This window comes from Tepidibacter hydrothermalis (assembly GCF_029542625.1).
GTDB lineage: Bacteria > Bacillota > Clostridia > Peptostreptococcales > Peptostreptococcaceae > Tepidibacter_A > Tepidibacter_A hydrothermalis.
Genome location: NZ_CP120733.1, coordinates 2,947,396 through 2,968,498, shown reverse-complemented (window position 1 = coordinate 2,968,498; position 21,103 = coordinate 2,947,396). Strand labels below are relative to the sequence as shown.

Annotated in this window: 17 protein-coding genes and 1 other annotated feature; of the genes, 13 read left to right on the top strand and 4 right to left on the bottom strand. The window is 28.3% G+C overall.

The window, feature by feature from the left end; translation table 11 throughout:
• Window positions 1-28: 28 nt before the first annotated feature.
• From P4S50_RS14015 to P4S50_RS14000, 4 genes are all read left to right on the top strand, one after another.
• A complete protein-coding gene (locus tag P4S50_RS14015; RefSeq protein ID WP_277731423.1) occupies window positions 29-598 on the top strand; it encodes an HD domain-containing protein in 570 nt (189 codons plus the stop codon).
• Between the two features lie 550 nt (window positions 599-1,148).
• Window positions 1,149-1,607, top strand: coding sequence for an NUDIX hydrolase (locus P4S50_RS14010; RefSeq protein WP_331489620.1), 459 nt, complete (start codon window positions 1,149-1,151; stop codon window positions 1,605-1,607).
• A gap of 48 nt (window positions 1,608-1,655) precedes the next feature.
• Window positions 1,656-1,931 (top strand): hypothetical protein, encoded by a 276-nt coding sequence (locus P4S50_RS14005; protein ID WP_277731421.1) that lies wholly within the window; start codon window positions 1,656-1,658, stop codon window positions 1,929-1,931.
• 101 nt (window positions 1,932-2,032) lie between these two features.
• On the top strand, window positions 2,033-4,102 hold the full coding sequence (locus tag P4S50_RS14000) for a YcdB/YcdC domain-containing protein (RefSeq protein WP_277731420.1): 2,070 nt from the start codon (window positions 2,033-2,035) through the stop codon (window positions 4,100-4,102).
• Between the two features lie 516 nt (window positions 4,103-4,618).
• On the opposite strand, the gene P4S50_RS13995 is transcribed toward P4S50_RS14000, so the two are convergent.
• Window positions 4,619-6,076, bottom strand: a complete 1,458-nt coding sequence (locus P4S50_RS13995) for an aminoacyl-histidine dipeptidase (RefSeq protein ID WP_277731419.1) — start codon at window positions 6,074-6,076, stop codon at window positions 4,619-4,621.
• A 293-nt stretch (window positions 6,077-6,369) separates the two neighbouring features.
• Between P4S50_RS13995 and P4S50_RS13990 the strand changes: the two genes are divergently transcribed.
• From P4S50_RS13990 to P4S50_RS13965, 6 genes are all read left to right on the top strand, one after another.
• On the top strand, window positions 6,370-6,534 hold the full coding sequence (locus P4S50_RS13990; RefSeq protein WP_277731418.1) for a hypothetical protein: 165 nt from the start codon (window positions 6,370-6,372) through the stop codon (window positions 6,532-6,534).
• Window positions 6,535-6,553: 19 nt separating this feature from the next.
• Window positions 6,554-8,926, top strand: coding sequence for an endonuclease MutS2 (locus P4S50_RS13985; RefSeq protein ID WP_277731417.1), 2,373 nt, complete (start codon window positions 6,554-6,556; stop codon window positions 8,924-8,926).
• An 11-nt stretch (window positions 8,927-8,937) separates the two neighbouring features.
• On the top strand, window positions 8,938-9,393 hold the full coding sequence (locus P4S50_RS13980; protein ID WP_277731416.1) for a 2-thiouracil desulfurase family protein: 456 nt from the start codon (window positions 8,938-8,940) through the stop codon (window positions 9,391-9,393).
• A 1-nt stretch (window position 9,394) separates the two neighbouring features.
• Window positions 9,395-10,420: an alpha-hydroxy-acid oxidizing protein gene (locus P4S50_RS13975; RefSeq protein WP_277731415.1), complete on the top strand. Its 1,026-nt coding sequence runs from the start codon at window positions 9,395-9,397 to the stop codon at window positions 10,418-10,420.
• Window positions 10,421-10,474: 54 nt separating this feature from the next.
• Window positions 10,475-10,695: a binding site (T-box leader), on the top strand.
• A gap of 146 nt (window positions 10,696-10,841) precedes the next feature.
• On the top strand, window positions 10,842-12,548 hold the full coding sequence (argS, locus tag P4S50_RS13970; protein ID WP_277731414.1) for an arginine--tRNA ligase: 1,707 nt from the start codon (window positions 10,842-10,844) through the stop codon (window positions 12,546-12,548).
• Window positions 12,549-12,802: 254 nt separating this feature from the next.
• Complete coding sequence (locus tag P4S50_RS13965; RefSeq protein ID WP_277731413.1) at window positions 12,803-13,738, top strand: hypothetical protein; 936 nt, start codon at window positions 12,803-12,805, stop codon at window positions 13,736-13,738.
• Between the two features lie 420 nt (window positions 13,739-14,158).
• Here the strand turns inward: P4S50_RS13965 and P4S50_RS13960 are convergent, their stop codons facing one another.
• Together P4S50_RS13960 and P4S50_RS13955 are read right to left on the bottom strand one after the other, a co-directional pair.
• Entirely contained in the window at window positions 14,159-14,353 is a 195-nt protein-coding gene (locus tag P4S50_RS13960; protein ID WP_277731412.1) for a hypothetical protein, read from the bottom strand.
• 295 nt (window positions 14,354-14,648) lie between these two features.
• Window positions 14,649-15,233 carry a zinc dependent phospholipase C family protein gene (locus P4S50_RS13955; RefSeq protein WP_277731411.1) on the bottom strand — a complete coding sequence of 195 codons (585 nt, stop codon included), beginning with the start codon at window positions 15,231-15,233 and terminating at the stop codon, window positions 14,649-14,651.
• A 177-nt stretch (window positions 15,234-15,410) separates the two neighbouring features.
• Here P4S50_RS13955 and P4S50_RS13950 point away from each other — a divergent pair, with 177 nt between their 5' ends.
• Together P4S50_RS13950 and P4S50_RS13945 are read left to right on the top strand one after the other, a co-directional pair.
• Window positions 15,411-17,168, top strand: coding sequence for a B12-binding domain-containing radical SAM protein (locus P4S50_RS13950; protein ID WP_277731410.1), 1,758 nt, complete (start codon window positions 15,411-15,413; stop codon window positions 17,166-17,168).
• 11 nt (window positions 17,169-17,179) lie between these two features.
• Window positions 17,180-18,313 carry a tetratricopeptide repeat protein gene (locus P4S50_RS13945; RefSeq protein ID WP_277731409.1) on the top strand — a complete coding sequence of 378 codons (1,134 nt, stop codon included), beginning with the start codon at window positions 17,180-17,182 and terminating at the stop codon, window positions 18,311-18,313.
• Here P4S50_RS13945 and P4S50_RS13940 read toward each other — a convergent pair whose 3' ends face one another.
• The gene (locus tag P4S50_RS13940) at window positions 18,314-19,558 is read right to left on the bottom strand and encodes an NAD(P)-dependent oxidoreductase (RefSeq protein ID WP_277731408.1); all 1,245 of its coding nucleotides are present in this window, start codon (window positions 19,556-19,558) and stop codon (window positions 18,314-18,316) included.
• Between the two features lie 279 nt (window positions 19,559-19,837).
• Between P4S50_RS13940 and P4S50_RS13935 the strand changes: the two genes are divergently transcribed.
• Window positions 19,838-20,734 (top strand): bifunctional enoyl-CoA hydratase/phosphate acetyltransferase, encoded by an 897-nt coding sequence (locus P4S50_RS13935; RefSeq protein WP_277731407.1) that lies wholly within the window; start codon window positions 19,838-19,840, stop codon window positions 20,732-20,734.
• Window positions 20,735-21,103 lie beyond the last annotated feature (369 nt).

Genomic DNA, 21,103 nt, shown 5'->3' with positions numbered 1-21,103 from the left:
AAAATATACTAAAGGGGATGTTATACAAATGATATCAAGAGAAAAAGCAGTAGAAATACTAAATAAACATTTAAGTACAGAACACTTAATTAAACACTCTTATGCCGTTGAGGTAGTTATGAGAGAGCTTGCTAAGAAGATTGACCCAGAAAATGAAGAAAAATGGGCAATAGCTGGACTTTTACATGATCTTGATGCAGATTTATTAGATTACAAAAATGGAGAGGGAAATCTTCATGGACCAAAGGCTGTGGAACTATTAAAAGAAGAAGGTTTTGGAGACGAAGAAATGTACCATGCTATATGTGCTCACAACAAGGAGTGTGGAGTTAAAATAGAGAATAAAATGGATCAAGCAATATATGCAGCAGATCCTATAACTGGATTTATAACTGCTATAACACTTGTGTATCCTGATAAAAAAATAAATAGTGTAAAAGTAAAATCTATAACAAAGAGAATGAAGGAAACAAGATTTGCAGCTGGAGCTGATAGAGGTGCTATGAAATCTATAGAAAAGCTTGGAATACCATTTGCAGAATTTGCAGAGTTATCTCTTAATGCTATGAAGGAAATATCAGATGATTTAGGATTATAAAAAAATATATTAGTACTTTAGCAAAAACTGAGGCTCATTGAAATACCGCTATTTAGCTAACATTTCAACGAGCCTCAGTTTTAATATGGTTATTTAAACGATTGCGTAGAATTAAGAAAAAATATTTTGTAAATAAAGATTTTTTTATCGCTAGGAAATTATACGGTTTTTAATTATGAATAGCACTTATGAAAAAAATTATATAGCAATTATTTTAATAAATAAATTCATTAGAACTAATTACCTATATAAATTATGCGATAGCATTAAGCAAATTTTATTTTATAATAAGAATTAGAACCAAAAATATGTCTATAAAAATGTTAGCGAATGCTTTTAGATATTTTGACTAATATGACTTGTTTTTTGTTGTTGAATAATACGTCAAGAAATTTCTGTGTTTGACCGTAAGGGAGTTCAGAAATTTTAGAAGTATTTATAAGACAAAAGCTTAGTTATATTCAAAATATCGTTGTATGAGCGGTATTTTTATAGACATATTTTGATGACACATAAAACTAAATATATTTTTATAAAGGAAGGTATAATCATGAAAAATTCTACTATGTGTTATATAAAAAAAGACAACAAGACACTTATGCTTCATAGAACTAAGAAAGAGAATGATATACATGAGGGTAAGTGGATAGGTCTTGGAGGAAAAATGGAACAAGGGGAGACTCCAGAGGAATGTATAATAAGAGAGGTTAAGGAAGAAAGTGGACTTAATATATTAAAGCCTAAACTGAAAGGAATACTTACTTTTCCAAAATTTAAAGATGATGAGGATTGGTATGTATTCTTATTTACAGCTTCTGATTTTGATGGGAAAATTATAGATTGTAATGAAGGGGATTTAAAGTGGGTAGAGGATGATAAAATACAAGAGCTTAATCTTTGGGATGGAGATAGATTGTTTTTAAAGTGGATGGAAGAATATGAATTTTTTTCAGGAAAAATAATATATAAAAATAAAGAATTAATAGATTATAGTATTATAAATTATTAAAAAAATATACTGAAATAATAGCTTGCAAATTTGTGAAAGGAGATAATAATGAAATCAAAAACTTCATTAATAGTATGGAATATTCTCTGTTGTGGGTTTGTTATAAACATGATAATTGCATTTTGGGGAAAATCTTCTAATCATCTTGATATAATATTGAAATATATGTCATTATCGATGAACTTTTCTATAATAGCAATGGTTGCTATTATAGGTTTAGCGATTATGACTGACATGTCTCGTAAGGGATTATTGAGTTTATTTTTTTTATATTTAGCATGGTTAATATTTATTGCATTTACTTTTCTTTTATACGGAGCATAAATTAACATAGCGAAAATGTAATAAATTTTTATAATGAATGGAACTTTTTATAAAAAAAATCGTCTAATTAGTAGAAAGAATATAAAAGGAGATGATTTAAATTGAAAAAAGGAATAGCTGTTATTATGTCTTTGGTAATGATGATAGTTGCATTCGTACCATCTATAAGTATGGCGAAAGAAAATGATGGTTTGGAAAAAGCTATATTAAAGGCTAAGAACAAATTTAATATAGGTGATGAGTTTAAAAACTTTGAATACTATAAGAGCAACAATGGTAAAACTATTTGGAATTTAAATTGGAGTACAGAAGAAAAACTTAGCAGGAGAATATCTGTATCTATAGATAATGATGGATATATAAAAAGCTATAGAAAAAGTGATTCGAATTACAAGAATGATACGAATATAAATGTTATAAGTAAGGATGAAGCAAAAAAAATATCGGATGAATTTATAAAATTTATAGATCCAAAGCTGATAAATGAACTTAAATATATAGAAGAAGATAACAGTACTATACAAAGTGATTCTTATTATTTTAATTACATTAGATTAGTTAATGAAGTTCCTTTTTATGATAATGGTGTTAGAGTTGTTGTAAATAAGGAGACTAAAGAAGTAACTGATTATAATTTAAATTATGATTATAATGTTAAATTTAAAGGTACTGATAAAATAATAGGTTTAGACAAAGCTAAACAAAAATACATTGAGGAATTAGGACTTAAATTAGTTTATAGAAAAGGGTATGATAAAGATTCAAAACCATATCTTGTGTATACTAATAAGTATGGAAGCACTTATGGAATAGATGCATTAACTGGAAAGAAGGAAAAAATAGATTCAAATATTATTTATTATAAAAATGCAGATTTAAATGAAGGAAGTAGTGTGGAGAAAAAAGATGTTGGACTGTCAGAAGAGGAGATAAAGGCTGTAAATGAAGTTTCTAATTTAATATCAAAAGAGGATGCAGATAAAATAGCTAGAGAGTCTAAATTTATAAAAATGTCTTCTGAGCATGAACTTAAAAGCTATAGTTTAAATAAAAGTTATTTAGATGATTCTAAATATACATGGTATCTAAATTACATCTCAAACGATAAAAAATCAGGAAGCGTTCATGTATCAATAGATGCATCTTCAGGAGAAATAAAAACATTCAATAAATATCTACCATATGATGCAGACCGTGAAGCAAAATATGATAAGGATTATGCAAAAAAAGAAGCTCAAAAGTTTTTAAGTGAATTTTACAGTGATAAAAATGATTCTTTAAAATACGATGATAGCTATGATGAGTTTTATGATATTCAAGAAAATTCTAAACCTAAATACTATAATTTTAAATTCAATAGAGTGGTAAATGGTATAGAATATGAAAATAATTATATAACAATTGGTTATGATGCGGTATTAGGAAATATAAATGCACTTAATATAGTATGGGATGATATTGAATTTAAAAAGCCAAATGTTATAGGAATGGATAAGGCGTATAACATTTTATTTGATAAAATAGGTATAAATCTTGAATATAAAAAGAACTATGATTATAAAAATAATAAAGAGGAAGAATATGCTAAATTAGTTTATGTACTAGATAATAGTATACCTCATAACATAGATGCTACTAATGGAGACATAATATACGATGATAAAACAAAGTATAAAAAAGTTGAAAATGTAAATTATAAGGACATAAATGGACATTATGCACAAAAGCAAATAGAAAAGCTTAGAGAATTTGGAATAAAATTTGATAGCGAGTTTTTTAAACCTAATGAAAAAATAATTCAAAGTGATTTCTTGAAGTTATACATGAAGACTATAAACTCTTATTATGGTGAAGTTGAATCAATGGACAATATGTATGCATACCTAATAAGAGAGGGAATAATAAATGAAGAAGATGTAAACCCAGACAAAATTATGACTAAAAAAGAAGCACTTAAAGTTATTATAAAAGGTCTAAAATATGAACCTGTTGCTAATATAAAAGGAATATTTAATTGTCCATTTGATGATGTAGCCGAAGATTTCAAAGGATATGCATCTATTGGATATGGACTTAATATAGTATCAGGATACAATGGAAAATTAAATCCAAATGAAGAACTTACAAGAGCGAATGCAGCTATTATGATATACAACTATTTGAACAAGTAAAAAACAGCTATCTCAAGAGAACTTTATAAAATCATTCTTGAGATAGCTATTTTTCTATGTTTAGCATCGAACTTTAAAATTTATATTAATTTTTCGCTAAGCTTATATAGCAGTTTTTTATTAAAAACATACAAGGTTAAAACAGCTATATAAATACGCTCAAACTTAATATAAATCCTAAAGTTCTAGTTTGCAATTTAAATATATTGATAACATACATTGTTTTAAAAACACTAATTAAAAAATTATGCTTATTAAAATGTTAGATACTTTTGGTTAATATTTTTCAATCAAACTTAGATTGAGGTGTTTAAATATACGTTAAGAAACTTCTTTGTTTGACCATAGGGAGTTTAAGAAGTTTTAGTATATTTAATAAGGCACAATCTGTAGTTTTATAAAAATATTGACGTAAGTATCGGTATTTTAATAAGTATAATTTTTCGGTTAAAAACAATAAAAAGAGCTATCTCGTTATAGAAAGTGTTTTCTATTTTGAGATAGCTCTTTTTTAAATTACTTTATATTCTTTAATATATCTAATAAGTACTCGTAAGTTCTTTGTGTTGAATCTATGTCTAAATGCTCTTCTGGTGTATGAACATCAAACATATCAGGACCTAGTGATATAGCATCTACGTGAGGCATTTTTTCAAGTAAAAGACCACACTCAAGACCTGCATGAATAGCTATAACCTTAGCTTCTTTATTGTACTTGTTTTTGTAAACGTTTTGACAGATTTCTCTAAGTTTAGAATCAGACTTGTAAGACCATTCTGGATAATCAGAGTCAGCTAAAAATTCACAATTAAGTAAATTAGCAATATACTTCATTTCGTTAAGTATATTATACTTTAAGGTCTTAACAGAACTTCTAACAGCACTTTCGAATGTAATTTCGTTATCGTGAGTTATAACTACACCAAGATTTGTAGAACTTTCTACAAGGTCTTCAATATCCATGCTCATAGTTTTGATTCCATTTGGAATTAAAACCAAAGAAGATATTAATTTAGTCATAGTCTCTTTTGATAATACTTTTTCTATTTTATCTTCATATTTCTTAACTTCAATAGATACACTAGGATCTGAAGTTGCAAATTCGCTTTTGAATATAGTATTTAAATTTTCCATTGTTTCACAAAGTGATTTCTCATTCTTAGAATCTGTAAGTATTACAGCTTCACATTCACGAGGTATTGCATTCATTTTTGCTCCTCCGTGAACATTCGATATAGAGTAGTTTATCTCATCGTTTAACTTAGAAAGAATTCTTCCCATTAGCTTATTAGAGTTTCCTCTCTGCTTTATTATGTCCGATCCAGAATGGCCGCCTTTTAATCCTGTTATATCTATTTTATAAGCAGTTAAATTAGTATCTGCATCTTCCCAAACTATAGGAAGAACTTGTCTTGTTCTAACTCCACCAGCACAGCTAACTAGAAGGTATCCTTCTTCTTCAGAATCAAGATTTACAAGGTATTCTCCTTTTAAGTGAGATGGATTTAGGTTTATAGCTCCTCCCATTCCTGTTTCTTCTTCTGAAGTTATTAGTACTTCAAGTGCAGGGTGTTCTAAATCATTTGCTTCAAGTATAGCTAAAGCATAAGCTACAGCTATTCCATTGTCCGCTCCAAGTGTAGTGTTATCTGCATATATATAATTATCAACTATTTTTAACTTTAGAGGATCTTTTTCAAAGTCATGATCAGTTCCTTTGTTTTTTTCACATACCATATCCATATGTCCTTGAAGGATTATACAAGGAGCATTTTCATATCCTTTAGTAGCGGGTTTTTTGATGATAACATTTAAAACCTCATCTTGAATTACTTCTAAATTGTGTTTTTTAGCAAAATCCACTAAGTAGTCACTTATAGCTTTTTCATTTCCTGAACCTCTAGGTATTTCAGACATTTCTGCAAAATATCTAAAAACTGCTTCAGGCTTTAAATTCTTTAAAACATTGCTCATAAAATCAACTCCTAATTAAAAATTTTTTTATATTTGTGAATAACATTATGTATGTAAAAATAAGTTAAAAATTAATGTATAAAAAACATATATAAATTAATTTATATGTATATATAGTTTGTATTATAACATATATACAATGCTATTAGTTGAACGAATAATCTGAAAAATGAATTTGTTATCAGGGAAATAAGTTAAAAATACAATGGTTTCAAAAAAAAATTTTTAACCTTACATATAATAGCTTTTATTGATAAAATATAAGTTAGGATCAAATTTAAGGGGTGATAATTATGGGTATAGATAGTCCAAGTTCGTTAGGTGCATTTATGCTTGTATATATGATATTTATATTGGGATTTTTTGGGCTTAGTGTGTACTGTTTAGTTCTATTTATAAAGCTCGCAAGAAGAGGTATAAAAGCTTTAGATATATATATAGGAAAAAATGATATTTAGGTAATTTTAAGGAGGAAATATGAATCAGAAATCATTAAGAGTTTTAGAATATTTTAAAATAATAGATATGTTAAAAGAGAGGGTATCTTCTTCTTTAGGAAAAAGATATGTAGATGAATTAGAGCCATCTACTAATCTTGAGGAAGTTATTCAAATGCAAAAGGAAACTAGTGAAGCACAATCTATAATAATTAAAAGAGGATCAGTTCCTCTTGGTGGGATACACGATGTAGAGATGCTTGCTAAAAAAACAAAGATAGGTTCATCTCTTGATATGGGACAACTTTTAATGGTTGGAGATACTTTAAGAGGTGCTAGAGTTTTAAAAAACAGTATAGGAAAGTCAGAAGATGAGTCTTATCCGATAATACAGGCTTTAACTGATAGCCTTCACACTTTCAAGGATATAGAAGATAAAATATTAAATTCTATAATAAGTGAAGTAGAGATGTCTGATAATGCAAGTCATACTCTTAAGAGCTTAAGACGTGGTATTGTTCAAAAAAATCAATCTATAAGATCTAAGCTTAACTCTATAATATCTTCAACTTCCTATCAAAAGTATTTACAGGATGCAATAATTACTGTAAGAGGAGATAGATTTGTAGTGCCTGTAAAACAAGAGTATAGATCAATTGTTGCTGGAATTATACATGATCAATCTTCATCGGGAGCTACTTTGTTCATAGAACCTATGTCAATAGTAAATATGAATAATGAATTGAGAGAGCTTAAGCTTAAAGAAAGAGAAGAGATGGAGAGAATACTTAGTGAACTTTCAAGTTTTATTGGAGAAGTAGCAGATGAAGTAATATCTAATGGAAAGATACTTGGAAAAGTAGATTTTATATTTGCTAAAGGTAAGTTATCTTTTTCAATGAAGGCTATAGAGCCTAAGATAATTGATGAAAAAAATCTTAATATAAAAAATGGAAGACATCCTCTTCTTGATCCTAAGGATGTTGTACCGAGTAATATATGGATTGGAAAAGAATTTAGTACATTAGTTGTAACAGGACCAAATACTGGTGGTAAGACGGTAACTCTTAAAACTGTAGGGTTATTCTCTCTTATGACTCAAAGTGGTCTTCATATACCAGCAGATTATGGAAGTCATATGTGTATATTTGATAACATATTTGCAGATATAGGAGATGAGCAAAGTATTGAGCAAAGTTTATCAACATTTTCATCTCATATGACTAATATTGTTGATATATTAGACGATGTAACTACTAATTCTTTGGTATTATTTGATGAACTTGGAGCTGGTACTGATCCTGTTGAGGGGGCGGCACTTGCTATGGCAATACTTAACAATTTATACGATCTTAAAGCTATTACAATAGCTACAACTCACTATAGTGAACTTAAGCATTATGCACTTACTAAAAATGGTGTTGAGAATGCTGCCGTGGAATTTAATATTCAAACTTTAAGTCCCACTTATAAACTATTAATTGGGGTTCCTGGTAAATCGAATGCATTTGAAATATCTAAAAGGCTTGGGCTTGGGGATTATATAATAGAAAAGGCTAAAAACTTTATAGATAGCGAAAATATAGAATTTGAAGATCTGCTTCAAAATATAGAACAAAACAGAATAGATACGCTAAAAGAAAAAGAAGAAGCAAATAGACTTAAAGAAGAAGTTAGAAAATTAAAAGAAGAGCTTCTTACAAAAACTGAGAGATTAGCTGTACAAAGAGATAAAATAATTAATGAAGCAAAAAGAGATGCTTTAAAGATTATGAGAGATTCCAAAGAAGAAGCTGACATGATAATTAAAGAAATTAGAGATCTTCAAAAGCAAGGTGTTAATAAAGATAAAAATAGAGAGATAGAGAATTTAAGAAGAGAAATGAATGAGTCTATGAAAGATCTTCATTCTAATGTTAAAGACATGATAGTTCCTAAAGTTGCTAAAAAAGCCATTAAGAACTTAAAAGCTGGAGATGATGTAAAAGTAGTAACGCTTAATCAACAGGGAAGTGTGTTATCTGTTGATAATGACAAAAAAGAAGCATTAATCCAAATTGGTATTATGAAGATGAACCTTCCTTTTGCATCTTTAGAGCAAATAAAGGCTAATAAAAAAGATGTTTTAAAATCTGGAGCAGGAAAGATACTTAAGAAAAAGAGCTTCAATATAAAACAGGAGATTGATTTAAGAGGTATGAATCTTGAAGAGGCCATGGTAGAGGTTGATAAGTACCTAGATGATGCTTATTTAGCTGGAATACCAAAGGCCACTATAATACATGGAATAGGAACAGGTGTATTAAAAGCTGGAATGAAAGAAATGCTAAAAAGACATAAACATATAAAGAGTTATAGAGATGGAATGTATGGAGAAGGTGGAGCAGGAGTTACTATAGTTGAATTTAAATAGGAGATGGTAGCATGATTTTGGTTTCTGCTTGTTTGATTGGTGTTGATTGCAAATATAATGGTGGAAATAATAAAAATGATAAGCTTATGGAATACTTAAAAGATAAAATGGTGATACCTGTATGTCCAGAACAACTAGGGGGGCTTTGCACCCCTAGGATTCCAGCTGAGATAGTTGGAGGAAGTGCTGAAGATGTAATAGATGGAAAAGCTAAAGTTATAAATAAAGAAAATCAAGATGTAACCGAAGAATTTTTAAAGGGTGCGTATGAGACTTTAAAAATATGTAGAACTTTAGGTATAAAAAAGGCTGTATTGAAGGAAAAAAGTCCTTCTTGTGGAACTAATCAAGTATATGATGGAAGTTTTAAATCAAAAATTATAGATGGATATGGAATAACTGCCGTTCTTTTAATAAAGGATGGTATAGATTTAAAATCAGAAAAATACTTTGAAGGGGGAGAGTAAAATGGACTTAAATGAAGTGAAAAAACTAGCAAGAGAGAGAATGAAAGGTTATTGCGGTATTTGTAGAGAGTGTGATGGAAATTCATGTTCAGGAAAGGTTCCTGGAATGGGAGGAACTAAGACTGGAAGCACATTTAAGAGAAACTATGAAGCTTTAAACAATGTAAAAATAAACCTAAGAACAATACATGATGCGAAAGATCCGAATATGAGTACTGAAATATTTGGTAAAAAAATAGATATACCTTTAATAACAGCTCCTGTTACAGGTAGTTCTATTAATATGGGAGGATTTCTAACTGAAGATCAGTATAGTGATGATGTAGTTATTGGAAGTATAAATGCAGGAACTTTTGCTATGACTGGTGATAGTGGTAATCCTCAATTTTTTATAGATGGTTTGAATTCTATAAAAAAAGTTGATGGATTTGGAGTACCTATAATAAAACCTAGAGAAAACGAAAAAATAATAGAAAATATAAGAAAAGCTGAAGAATCAGGTGCTTTAGCAGTAGGAGTGGACATAGATGGTGCAGGACTTATAACTATGGCGCTTCATGGTCAACCAGTTGGACCTAAAACAGTAGAAGAATTAAAAGAGTTAGTATCATCAACTAAACTTCCATTTATACTAAAAGGTATAATGACTGCTGATGAAGCTGAACTAGCAGTTGAAGTAGGGGCTGCTGCTATAGTTGTTTCTAATCATGGAGGAAGAGTATTAGATCATACTCTAGGAGTTGCAGAGGTTCTACCTGAAATAGCTAAAAAAGTAAAAGGTAAAATAACTATACTTGCAGATGGGTCTGTAAGACAAGGTGTTGATATATTAAAATACATAGCTCTTGGAGCAGATGCAGTTTTAGCAGCTAGACCTATAATATGGGGATCTTATGGAGGAAGACAAGAAGGAGTAGAATTAGTTATAAATAATTTTAAAAATGAATTGAAACAAGCTATGATACTTACGGGATGCAAGGATGTAAAATCTATAAATGAAACAAAAATAGTGAATTTAAATAAATAAAAGTGCTTGACTTTATTTAAAAATTCTGTTAATATACATTGTAAAACTGAAATTACAAATTCTATGATAGGAAAAGTAGATATGATGATTGTTTTAGCGAGCTAGTGGTTGGTGAAAGTCTAGCAACATAATTTTATCGAAACGCATCCTTGAGAAGGTTTTCTGAAATAAAGTAGGGAAATACGGGTTGTTTACGTTAAAAACACATGAGTGGATATAATATATATATTATATCAATAAGAGTGGTAACACGGGATATAACTCTCGTCTCTTTTTTTTAAAGAGACGGGAGTTTTTTGTATTGTATGAATATTCAAAAAATAACGAAATGATGCGAGATTTTTATTCAGAATTTAAAAGTTTAGTATAAGATAAAAACTTTATCTGAATTAAATTGAGCTCTATATAGGAGGAATGTAAAATGAAGGATTTTAAATTAGAAGTAGCTGATATTATAGCAGCGCAAGTTCCAGATTTAAGTTTAGAAGAAATTATTTCTTTAATAGAAATACCACCAAATAAGGATATGGGAGATTATGCTTTTCCATGCTTTAAATTAGCTAAAGTTTTCAGAAAAGCACCTAACATGATAGCGAATGAGCTTTGTGAAAAGATGGAAAAAACTGATTTAATACAAAAAGTAGAGACAGCAGCGGCTTACATAAACTTTTTTGTAGATAAATCTTCTTTAGCTAAATCGGTAGTTTCAGAAGTTTTAGATAAAAAAGATGATTATGGTAAGGCTAATATAGGAGAAGGAAAAAAGGTTATAGTTGAGTTCTCATCTCCTAATATAGCTAAGCCTTTCCATATAGGACATATTAGAAGTACTGTAATAGGGAACTCTCTTTACAAAGCATATAAGGCATTAGGATTTGATACTGTAAGAATAAATCACCTAGGTGACTATGGAACACAATTTGGTAAGCTTATAGTTGCATTTAAAAAATGGGGAGATGCTGAAGAAGTAAAACAAGCTCCTATTAAAACTTTACTTAAATTATACGTTCAATTCCATGATGAAGCTGAAAAAGATCCATCAATGGATGAAGATGCTAGAATGTGGTTTAAAAAGCTTGAAGACGGAGAAGAAGAAGCGGTTAGATTATGGACGTGGTTTAGAGAAGTAAGTTTAGAAGAATTTAACAGAGTTTACGATATGTTAGGAGTAGAGTTTGATTCATATGCAGGAGAAAGTTTCTATTCTGATAAAATGCCTAGAATGATAGACATAATGAATGAAAGAGGACTATTAAAAGAATCTAAAGGAGCTAACATAGTAGATCTTGAAGAATACAACATGCCTCCAGCACTTATAACTAAGAGCGACGGATCAACTCTTTATTTAACAAGAGATATAGCAGCTGCAACTTATAGAAAAGAAACGTATGATTTTTACAAGAACATATATGTAGTTGGATCTCAACAAATACTTCACTTTAACCAGTGGATGAAGGTTGTAGAACTTATGGGATTTGACTGGGCTAAGGATTGTGTACATGTTCCATTTGGAATGGTAAGTCTTGAAGAAGGAACTATGTCTACAAGAAAAGGAAGAGTAGTTTTCTTAGAAGATGTTTTAAATAAAGCTGTAGATGCAACTAAGGAAATAATCAAAAATCAAAAGAAAAATATAGATATTGAGAATATAGATACTGTAGCTAAGCAAATAGGAGTAGGAGCTGTAGTGTTCCAAGAATTATCAAATAACAGAATAAAAGATTATGAATTTTCTTGGGATAGAACATTAGATTTTCAGGGAGAAACAGGACCATATGTTCAATATACTCACACTAGAGCTTGCTCTGTTCTTAGAAAGGCAAATGAAGAAGTAAGTGCTGATGTTGATTTTTCTGTATTATCAGATGATGACAGTGTTAATGTTATAAAAGAAATAGGAAACTTCCCTAAGGCTATACAAGATGTAATCAAAAACAATGAGCCGCATATAATAGCTAGATATGTAGTTGATTTAGCACAAGCATTTAATAAGTTCTACCATGATAATGCTATAATAGTAGAAGATGAAAAAGTTAGAAAAGCAAGACTTGCTCTTGTTTTAGCTACGAAGCAAACTATAAAGAATGCACTTTCTTTACTTGGAGTAGAGGCTCCTGAAAGAATGTAATTTGTCGAAAAATAAAGCTTTACATCTAAAATTATATTATTATATAATAAACATATAAAAAATATAAAATAGTGGGATTGATACAGTCAATGCTACTACCCCCCTATGTAGCAGCTTAACAGCTGCTATTTTTTTCTGTAAGGAAATCGTTGGGACAGGTTTAATGCATTAGGATGAAGTGAATTTTTTGGTGGATTTGGGAATGATATTAATGTAATAAAGATTTGATTTGATTAAGATTTAGGAGGGTTTATATGGAAAATAGAATTAAAAATTCTTATATATATTCTTTTATAAATAATAAGAAGTATTTAAATGATTTTATTAAAATAGTTACAAAGTGCTTAATAGATAATAAAGCCACAAAAACTGTATGTATAGATTATCATAGGTTAAGAGAAGAACTTGTATTTTATAAGTACTATGGCAAAAAAAATGAAGATTATATATATGATATAACTTATATACTTCCTATAATACTTTCAAATATAAATTTAGAAAGATCACAAGATGAAGTTATAAAGAATATATCTTATTACTGTAAATTATATAAGGAAAATGTAAAAAACTATGACTATATGATTGTAGGTATATCTTATAACTTTTTAATACATACTCTTATATTGAATAAAGATATAGATTTCAAAGAATTGCTTCAGAATATAAAGGAACATGTAATAGGTTTTACATTTGATGAAGATATAGATAAAAAAGATATTATAAAATTTGAAAGAAGCAGAATAAAATTTATTCAAAAAATAGATAAGTGCATAGATGAAAAAATAGAAGAATTAAAAGAAGAAAGTATAGTAGATGGATTTTTTAGTGTTATATATCAAGTATATGTAAAGGATGCTGATGAAAATAATCAGAGTCTTTTAAGTCTAAAAAATTCTATATTAGGTATTTTAGGGTTTGAATTTAAAAGTTTAAATATATTAGATTTAAACTTTATACAATCATTAGCTGATTATATTTTAAGACTTAGAAAATACGAGATAAATAAAAAAGAATATACTCAAAGTACACACCCAAGAGAATTAATAGATTTAAATATTGGTCAGTCTATTTATAACCCTATATTGAATAATATAACTGTTATAGATAAGAATATTAAAGATAATATGCTTTATATAAAGGTAAAATCAAAATCTGGTGAATATGAATTTGAGTTTAAGAAATCTCAGTAAAGTTAATATTAGGTAATATACAAATGAATTGAAGAATTTTCACAGGTTTAAATGTATACTAGTTTCAAAAAAAGTATAGGAAATAAAGAACTAGATTTGCAATTATTTTGATCAATAGAGGGTATTAGGATTCTTTAGAAATGAGTTGGAATGAAATGGAGTTAAGATTAAATTTTACAATATAGAAAGATTACCATTAAAAACTTTCTATGAAAATGTTAGTGAATGTTTTTAGATATTTTGACGAATATAACTTAGGTTTTATTGTTTAATAATTCGTTGATAAATTTATGTGTTTGACCGTAGGGAGTTCGTAAATTTTAGAATTATTAATAAGATAAAATCTTAGTTGTATTCAAGAGATCGTTGTATTCACGGTATTTTCATAGGAAGTTTTTGATAATCCACATATGAGGTTTTTTATTTCTCCAAAAACTTTAAAAAATCATCTTCACTTGTTTCAGCTAAAAAGCAAAGTTCTTTAACCATATTATTTCTTAAATTAATAAAATCATCTATTTTAGTGTTTTCAAAAGTATATTCTAAAGACTTGACTATTAAAAGTAGATCTCTCTTTGAAATTTGATCTATAGATATTTTATCGAATGATTCCATAATAATGAGCTCCTTTCAAAACTAAAAGTAATATTATTACTTAATTTTCTATAAAATAATTTAAAAACCTTCAAAAAATGCAAAAATAATGGTGGATATTCATATTTTGTATAAAATAATACAAAGTCCTATACTATTATACATAAGGTGAAACTTAATTCATATGATTTTTTGTTTTATATGAAATTTTAGCTCAACCAATCCAGAAACTTTAGAGTTCTTATCTTTAATCTTAAGATATAGAACTCTTAGTTTTCGGATAAGATGAAATTTAATTTATATAGGACTTGATGATTTAAACTGTAATATTATTAAGTGATTCTATTAATGAATTTTCAACTATTATAATACCAACTGCACTTGATATATTTATAGAACTTGTAACGTCGTTTTCAAATCCCATTTTATTTTCTGTATACATATGGTGGAGTTCTTCGATGAAATTCTTTATATTATCTTTATCAATTCTTTCTATATAAGGAGATTTAACTTTGCTAAGACCTTCAAAATTTATAAAATATTTATGTAGGTCTTTTTCGTATTTTAAATGCTCAAATAGCTTGTCATGATAATACTCTCTATTGTGATGTGGAAGACAGAAAAAATCAGATAAAAAATGGCTTATAACTCCTAGTTTTGTAGAAAATCTATTTATAGATATAGGATTTTCGCTAAGACCGTTATCTATTAATTTTAATATTTCATTTAAAACAAAATCGAAACTTTGATCCTTATAGTGTTTCTTCATGGCAAGTCTAGGGGCTATGTCTGGTTTCATAGCTCCATATGCTAGCATTTTTAGGTTCAAATCTATATTTAAGTGATTCTTTATGTTGTAATGTATATGATTTGCTATAATATTATGACTTTGAACTAACAAAAGTATCGCCTTCTTTCAATTGTGTCTTAATTCTATTGTAAACTAGGTGATAACAAACTTCAAATGCAAATGATGTATTTACTTTATTTTACAAAAAGAGTTAATTCGTAGTATTAGACGAATTTTTTCTTTTATGTTAATATATAATGATGCATCATTAGGAAAGGGCGGATTATATTGAAAATACTTTTAACTACTCTTAACTCTAAATTTATTCATACTAATTTAGCTATTAGATATTTAAATAGTTTCTGTAAAGAGTTAGCTGATATTACTGTTGCTGAGTACACTATAAACAACAGTATAGATTATATATTAAAGGAAATTTATAAGCAAAAGTCTGATATAGTAGTATTCTCTACATATATATGGAATGTAGATGATACTATAAAAATTTGTAAGAATCTAAAAAAAGTGAGCCCTCACATTAAGATATTACTTGGAGGCCCAGAAGTTTCTTATGATTTTGAAGAATTTATGAAAAAATATGATTGCATAGATTATATAATCTATGGAGAAGGGGAGCTTACTTTTAGAGAATTTATAGAGTATTCCCTGGGAAAAAAAGATATTGATAATGTAGATGGTATTGTTTATAGAAAAAATGAGTCTATAATAGTTAATAATCCAAGGCAGTTAATTCAAGATCTTAACATAATACCTAGTCCTTATGAAAATATAGATAAAAAGGAATATGAAAATAGAATAGTTTATTACGAAACATCAAGGGGCTGTCCTTTTAATTGTCAATATTGCTTATCGTCTACTATAAAAGGACTTAGATTTTTTGATATAGATAGAGTTAAAATAGAGCTTAAGAAATTGATAGATGCAAATGTTAGACAAGTTAAGTTTGTAGATAGGACATTTAATGCAAGGAAAGATTATGCACTAGATATAATGAAATTTATTATGGAAAATGATAATGGTTTTACTAACTTTCATTTTGAGGTAACGGCTCATTTAATAGATGATGATATGTTAGAGTTTTTATCAAAGTGTAGTCCTGGGTTATTTCAGTTTGAAATAGGAGTTCAATCTACAAATGAAAAGACTTTGAAAGAGGTAGGAAGGACTCAGAACTTTGAAAGGTTGTCTTATGTTGTTAATAAGGTCTCAAGTTTTAAAAATATTCATCAGCATTTAGACTTAATAGCAGGTCTTCCGTATGAGAATTATGAGAGCTTTAGAAATTCATTTAATACCGTATTTGATCTTGATATAGAGCAGTTACAGCTTGGTTTTTTGAAGATGTTAAAGGGATCGGGTATTAGAAAAAATTCTGAAAAGCATGATTATATATTTAAAGATTATACTCCATATGAGGTATTAGGAAATAAGTATATGAGCTATGATGAAATATTAAAGATAAAAGATATAGAAGAAGTTCTTGAAATTTATTACAATTCAAATAATTTTAAGTTGTCTATGGATTATATAATAAAGAACTATTATAGAGAAGATGCATTTAAGTTGTTTGAGGATTTATCTTCTTATTGGGAAGAGAAGGGTTATTTTAAAATGTCACAAGGAAAGAATCAGATATATAAGATATTGTTTGATTTTTATACTGAGATTATAAAGGTAGATTTGGATATATTTAAAGATGTACTTAAATACGATTATATTTCTCTTGGTAGAGTGTCATCTCTACCTAATATGTTTGATAAAATACAAATAGATGATTTTAAAAATAGATGTCATGTGTTTTTACAGAATGAAGAAAATGTTATGAAATATATTCCGAAGTTTGAAAATACTTCAGCTAAAAACATAATTAAATATGTTCAATTTGAACCTTTTAATTACGACGTATTAAAACTTAAAGAGAATATAAATGAAAAGCTTAATAAGGAATTAAATACTATATTGTTTGCTTATGACTTAGATAAGAAGGTATTTGAGAAAAGTAATTCATATAAAGTTATTATTTAGGAGGGATATATATGAAGTTTAATATAGAAAGACATTTACTAGCTAAGACTGAAAACGTAGCTTTTTTAAGTATAAAAGATGATGCTAAACTTCCTATTAAGGGATATGCTATTCCACAGGGAGGAATAGATGCTCCCATACTTAATGAAGAACTGGTTAAAGGGATAAAGGACAGAACGGCAGAAGAATCGTTAACGTTATCGTCTTTAGCTAATGGTATGATATACATAATAGGTATTGACTCGAACTTTAAATATAATGAAGAGTATAAAAAGTTTTTATATGCATTTGATGAAAGAATAGAAGAGTATATAGGTTATATGGGAGTTAAAAAAGCTAATGAAAAAGATCTTACAGATGCATTGATTTACTTTAAGGCTCTTATAACTTTGAATAAAAATAATATTAATGGTCTTTATAATTATGCTTTAGTTTGCCAAGATATAGGTAAGATTAATGAGAAAAACAAGGAAGAAGAATTGATGAATGATTACCTACTTGAAGCTTTAGATAAATTGGAAACTATAGTTGATATAGAGCCTGAGTTTGGACTTGGTTATTACCAACTTGGATACCATTACTATAACCAAAAGCAGTATATAAAAACTAAAATTACTTGGGAACAAGCTTTGAAATGTGAACTAGATGAAAATACAGCTATGGAAGTAAAAAATGAACTGAAAAAGATTGAGGATAAGGTTGATTATGAAGAAGGGTATAATTTAGTATTACAAGGAAGTGCAGAAGAAGGACTTGAAAAATTACTTCCATTAAAAGATGAATATCCAGATTGGTGGAATTTATTGTTCTTTATAGGTCTTGCTTATAGACAATTAGGAGATATAAATGAAGCTATAAAATATTTTGAAAAAATATTAATGCTTAACCCAGCACAAATAGACAGTATAGTGGAAATAGGACTTTGCTATGCTGCAACTGGAAACTTAGAGAAATCAATAGAAGAGTTTAAGAGAGCTTTAGAAATAAAAGAAGACCCTGAGGTTATGTGTAACTTGGGAATGGCATATCTTGAAACTGGAAATTTAGATGAAGCTAAATTTTATATAGAAAATGCATTTACTTTAAATCCTGAAGATGAAGTTACAATAGCTTGTCTTAATGAACTAAAAAAATACGAGAAGTAATTACTTCTCGTATTTTTTCATTATATATTCATCTATAGCCATTGCAACTTTCTTTGATAAATTAACTGCTTCAACAACAGTCTTGGCTCCTGTAACAACATCCCCAGATGCAAAAACACCTTCTTTAGTAGTTCTTCCTAAAGAATCAGTAATGACAAGACCATATTTATTAAGAGTTATACCTTTTGAAGTAGAGACTATGTTAGATTTTGGACCTTGGCTTACGGCAACTATAATAGAATCTGCCTCGAAAATATCTTCAGATCCTTCAATTGGAACAACACTTATACGACCTGATTCATCCTCTATTTTCTCAGTTTTTATATATTTAACACCTTCATCTACAAACTCTAGAGGAGTTTTGAAAGTTTCGAATTTGACACCATCTATTTTAGCATACTCTATTTCGTAATTAGTAGCAGACATATCGCATATATCTTTTCTATACATTATATACACATCTTTACAACCGCGTCTAATGGCTGTTCTTGCAACGTCCATAGCTACATTACCAGCTCCTATTACACAGACCCTTTCTCCTAAATCATAAACACTTGGATTTTTTAAATAATCAATAGCGTAATGAACATGTCCAAGACTTTCTCCTTTTATATTTAAAGTATTAGGATTCCATACACCTGTACCTATGAATATAGCTTCATAGCCATCTCTTTCAAGAGTGCTTAGATGTATAACAGGACCTATTAAAGTATTTGGGCGTATTTTAACACCTAGTTCAATTAATTTATCCTTAAGTTTATCTAAAATTGTTTTAGGAAGTCTAAACTCAGGAATACCATATCTTAACACGCCTCCTATTTTGTCGTGTGCTTCAAATATAGTAACATCATAACCTTTTAAAGATAACATAAAAGCTATAGTAATACCGGCAGGTCCAGAACCAATTATAGCCACTCTTTTGTTTAATCTCTCATTTTTTTCAAGAGAAGAACTGTTCAAATAGTAGCTAGAGATATAATTTTCTATAGAACTTATTTGAACTGGGGTTCCCTTCATACCAAGAACACAATTACCTTCACATTGATTTTCATGTGGGCAGACTAGAGAACAAATAACAGAAAGGGGGTTGTTGTTAAACAACATTTCTCCAGCTTTTTTAATATCGCTATTCAAAAGTAATTGTATAACTTCTGGAATAGACGTATTTACAGGACAACCTTGTTTACATTTGGGATTTTTACACTGAAGGCATCGTTTAGCTTCTTCTATAATATGATTTCCCATAAATATCAACTCCTATTTAATTAATTGAATTTAATTCCCATACTAACGCATCGTCAATGTTTCCAATGAGTCCTTATGGGTTCCGTAGCTTAAAAATATATTATATCATATTGGAAACTTAAGTTAAAATCAATCTTTAAGAAATAGATTTATTTGGAATTTTATGAATAAGTTGAAAATAATATAATTTGTTTATATATATAAAGGGAAAACGGTTGGAATATAGAACTATATAAATATATATAGAAAAAAGACAGTATAGGGAGGAATTAAAGTATAATGATAAAAAAGTTGAATGAAGTAATAAGCAAGGTTAAAAGTGTACAAACTATGAAACTAGCAGTTGCTGCTGCTCAAGATGAAGAAGTTTTAAAAGCAGTATTTGATGCTAGAAAAGAAGGTATTATAGAACCTATATTAGTAGGAGACACTGAAAAAATAAAGCAAATAGCTAAAGAGTTAAATGAAGATATAACTGGAATAGAATTAATAGAAGCTAAGGAACTAAAGGAAAGTGCTGAAATTGCTGTAAAGCTTGTATCTAGTAAAAAAGCAGATTTTGTTATGAAAGGATTAATAGATACATCTATACTTCTAAAAGAAGTTTTAAATAAAGAATATGGACTTAGAACAGAAAGTCTTTTAAGTCATGTAATGGTATATGAAGTTCCTAGTTACCATAAGTTATTAATCCTTACTGATGGAGGAATGAACATTAGTCCAAATGTAGATCAAAAGTACAAGATAATGAACAATGCTATAAAAGTTGCAAAATCATTAGAACTTGAAATAGTAAAAGGAGCATGTATTGCTGCGAAAGAAAAAGTGAGTGATAAAATGATAGCAACAGTTGATGCACATGAACTATCTAAAAAGGAATATGCAGAAGGTGTTATAGTTGAGGGGCCTCTTGCATTTGATTTATCAGTATCAAAAGAAGCTGCTAGAATAAAGAATTTTAAGAGTGAAGTGGCTGGAGATGTTGATATAATGCTGTTTCCTACAATAGAGGTTGGAAATGGAATAGGTAAAGCCTTGACTTACATGGGAGGTGCTAAATCTGCAGGTATAATAATGGGAGCTAAAGCACCGGTAGTGTTAGTATCAAGAGCAGATACACATGAATCAAAATTATATTCAATAGCAATAGGTGCATTGATTGCAAATAATAAATAGGTATAGGTAATAAAAAATAAACAGTATACATATTATATATAGGATTTATCAAGTGAAACTGATAAAAACGTTACTTATGAAACTTAATCTATAAAAAGTAAAAAACTTAATATAGATTAAGTTTTGTTTTGTAATGAGAAGAAAATGTATTTTTTGAAAATTACATAAACTGTGATAAAAAATAAACAAAATCTAAAAAATTCGACAAAAAAATAACATTCTGCTTTATGTTTAAATTGATTATTGAATTAAAATTATAAATGAAAATACACATCTAAGAAATGAATAATACTCTGTTTGTATATTTATTAAAAATATACAAAAAACATTGTGAAAATATACAACAAATACTGTAAAATATGTTATAAT